The 3293-nt window shown below is 73.7% G+C and carries 2 protein-coding genes; one reads left to right on the forward strand and one right to left on the reverse strand.

Annotated features, from left to right (window positions below):
- A partial coding sequence (locus RWM17_RS13260) for a bifunctional UDP-sugar hydrolase/5'-nucleotidase (protein WP_314104410.1) occupies nt 1-2137 on the reverse strand: 2137 nt, incomplete at its 3' end.
- A 210-nt stretch (nt 2138-2347) separates the two neighbouring features.
- On the opposite strand from RWM17_RS13260, the gene RWM17_RS13265 reads away from it, so the two are divergent.
- Nucleotides 2348-3286, forward strand: coding sequence for an EamA family transporter (locus RWM17_RS13265; RefSeq protein WP_314104412.1), 939 nt, complete (start codon nt 2348-2350; stop codon nt 3284-3286).
- Nucleotides 3287-3293 lie beyond the last annotated feature (7 nt).

The raw sequence follows: 3293 nt of genomic DNA on the forward strand, positions 1-3293 counted from the left end.
GGGTCGGGCCCGTGCCCGCGCCGGAGCCGGAGCCCGTGCCGGGAGCGGTGCCCGCGCCGGCGCCCGGCGTCGTCGGCGTCGTCGGGTCGCCAGGGGTCGGGTCGACGACCACCGGGGCAGCGGCAGCAGCGAACACGATCGGCAGGTCGACCTCGGTGCCGGTGCCGGACACCGCGATGCGGAGCGAGCGCGTGACCGGGCCTGCCGTGGGTGCGGTGATGCCCTCGGGGACGGTGAACGTCAGCGTGGCGCGGCCCTGCTCGTCGAACAACGGGGTGGCGGTCGTGTCGACGGTCGAGGTCGCAGCCTCGACGCCGTCCAGGGACGCGGTCACGGTCAGGGGGTCGGCCTGGTCGGGCGCCGCCTGGCTCATGACGAGCGACGAGAGGTCCAGCTCGACCTGCTCGCCGGCCGCGAAGCCGCCGGCAGGAGCCTCGGACGTCGTGACGCCGAGCGACCGGACGGCGAAGTCCGGCGCAGGGACGAGGCCACGAGCCGTCTGGTCCGCGAAGTAGTCGATCTGGCTCTGCAGGTCCACCTTGCCGCTGTCGGCGTGCGCGCGGCCGTTCGCGAAGGCCGTGAAGCCGTCGCCGCCGGTCGCCAGGAACGAGTTCGTCGTCACCTTGTAGACGGTGTCGTCGAGGAGGGGCTGACCGTCGAGCGTCGCGCTGGTCACCGCGTAGCCGCCCGTGGCCGACGGGTCGTACGTGTAGGCGAGACCCTCCGACGAGCCCAGCTTGAGGAACGGACGGGCCGTGACCGCCGGCTGGTACTGCTGCTCCAGCACCGCCTTGATCTCGGCGCCGGTCATGTCGACCACCACGAGGGTGTTGGCGAAGGGCTGCACGAGGGCGACGGACTTGTAGTCGATGGGGCCGCCAGCTGCAGACTGGGCGACCAGGTCGGTGCGGAGGCCGCCCGGGTTCATCAGGGCGAGCTGAGCACCCTTGTCCCGCGTCGACCACAGCTGGACGTCGGCGACGAAGTTGCCGAGCGTGGACTCGCCGCCTCGGTTCTCCGTGGTTCCGTTGTACGCGCGGCGGAACTCGCCCCCGATGGTCCCGACCTGGACCTTGCCTCGCTCGTCGGCGACAGCCACTGCCCGCGAGACGATGCCCGCGATGTCGGGGTTCGGCCCTGCCTGGACCCCGAACAGCTTCTGCTGGGGCAGCAGGGTCGCCGTGACGGTGTCACGGGGCGCACCGGTCGCCGCCGGATCCACCGACAGCTGGAGGTGGCTGAGGAACGAGCCGTAGCTGCCCGTCTGCACCACGGGACGGGGCACAGTGCTCCCGTCGGGCACGACCGTCGTGTTGTACGAGGCGTGCGTGTGCGCCGAGAGGATCGCCGAGACGTCGGGGCTGACGCCGCGCGAGATCTCGCCGAAGGCGCTGTCGCCGCCGATGGCGGCGGGCGTGCTGTCGGCGGCGCCCTCGTGGACGAGCAGCACGATGGCGTCGGCCGCGTCGGCCGCCACGATCTCCGCGGCCGCCGCGTTGACGGCCGGGACGATCGGCGTGAAGGTGAGCCCGGCGATGCCGTCCGGCGACACGAGGGTGGGCATCGACTCGGTGACGGCACCGATGAAGGCCACCCGTGCGCCGCTCGCCGTGGTCTCGACGACATACGGCTTGTACGCGTGCGCGCTGCCGCGCATGACGTTGGCGGCCACGTACGGGAAGTCGCTGTTCGTCGTGACCCGACCGTCCAGGTCGCCCTGGCCCTTGTCGAACTCGTGGTTGCCCGTGGCCGACACGTCGAGGCCGATCGAGTTGAGGGCGTCGAGGGTGGGCTCGTCGTCCTGGATGAAGGACGTGAAGGTCGAGGCACCGATGTTGTCGCCCGACGACACGAAGAGCGTGTCGGCGTTCGCTCGACGGACCGCGTCGACGGCGCCCGCGAGCGAGACCGCGCCGCCGATCACCGTGTTGCGGCCCACGCCGTCGTCGGCCTCGATGCGGCCGTGGAAGTCGTTGATCCCGACGATGTCGATCGTCGTGGGAGCGGCCTGGGCGGCCGGGGCGGCGACGAGGACGCCGAGGCCCATCGTGGTGACGGCGACGAGCGAGAGGGCGGCGCGGCGACGTCGCCGGCCCCCGTTCTCGCGCTGGGGTGTGGCGGCGGGGCGGGGGCGCATGACGAGTGTGTCTCCTGGTGGACTGCGGGGTGGGGGCCGGATCGGCCTCGACGGCCTGCCCCCCGGTCGAGGGACGACCCCCACGACCATAAGATCCAGCTGGGAGTCCGACAAGGCCTCCCGCAGCTTCGTCATCCGTTGTTAACGCGACGGCCGTCTCGTGAGACGACAGCTGTCGCCCTGGCTCGCCCCGCACCTCCTGGAGTCGCCGTGATCGCCGCCGTCCTCGGCCTGCTGGCCGCCGCCTCCTACGGCTCGGCCGACTTCCTCGGCGGACTCGCCGCCCGGCGCCTCGCCCCGCTGCGCGTCACCGCGATCGCCGCCGCGAGCGGGCTGGTGCTGCTCGCGCTGCTGCTGCTCGTCGTGCCCGGCACGGCCTCGACGGCCGCGGTCGGCTGGGGCCTGCTCAGCGGCGTCGCGGGAGCCGTCGCCCTCGCGCTGCTCTACGCCTGCCTCGCGCTCGGGCCGATGAGCATCCTCTCGCCGCTCACGGCCGTGGTCTCGGCGATCGTGCCGGTGGGGGTCGGGCTGGCGCAGGGCTCCCGGCTGGGAGGCGCGGGCTGGGCCGGCATCGCGCTCGCCCTCGTCGCCGTGGTGCTGGTCGGCTTCGTGCCCGATCCGTCGGCTCCGCGACCGAGCGCGCGGGGGCTGCTGATGGCCCTGGGCGCCGGCGCGGGGATCGGGCTGGTGCTCGTGTTCCTCGACCGGACGCCGGACGACTCCGGGCTCGTGCCGCTCGTCGCCAACCGGTCGGCGAACCTCGTGCTGACGGGCGGGGCGGTGCTGGTGCTGCTGGTGGTGGCGCGGGTGCGGGGGCGTGCACACGCCGAGGAGCCGGGGCGTGTCCCGATCCGGCAGCAGGGCGAAGGAGGTGCGGCGCCGGTCGCGCAGGCCGCCCCGCACCTCCTGCCCCTGCGTCGCGCCCTGTGGCTGGCGCTCGCCTGCGGAGTCGCCGACAGCGGGGCGAACGTGCTGATCCTCGTGGGGCTGCGGGTCGGCGACCTCACCGTGATGAGCGTGCTGACGGCGCTCTACTCGGCGGCGACCGTCGTGCTCGCGGCCGTGGTGCTGCGGGAGCGGCTGACCCGGACGCAGGTCGGCGGGCTCGTGCTCGCCCTCGCCGCGGCGGCGCTGCTGGCGCTCGACTAGGTGGCGC

The sequence above is a fragment of the uncultured Frigoribacterium sp. genome, assembly GCF_963515265.1.
GTDB lineage: Bacteria > Actinomycetota > Actinomycetes > Actinomycetales > Microbacteriaceae > Frigoribacterium.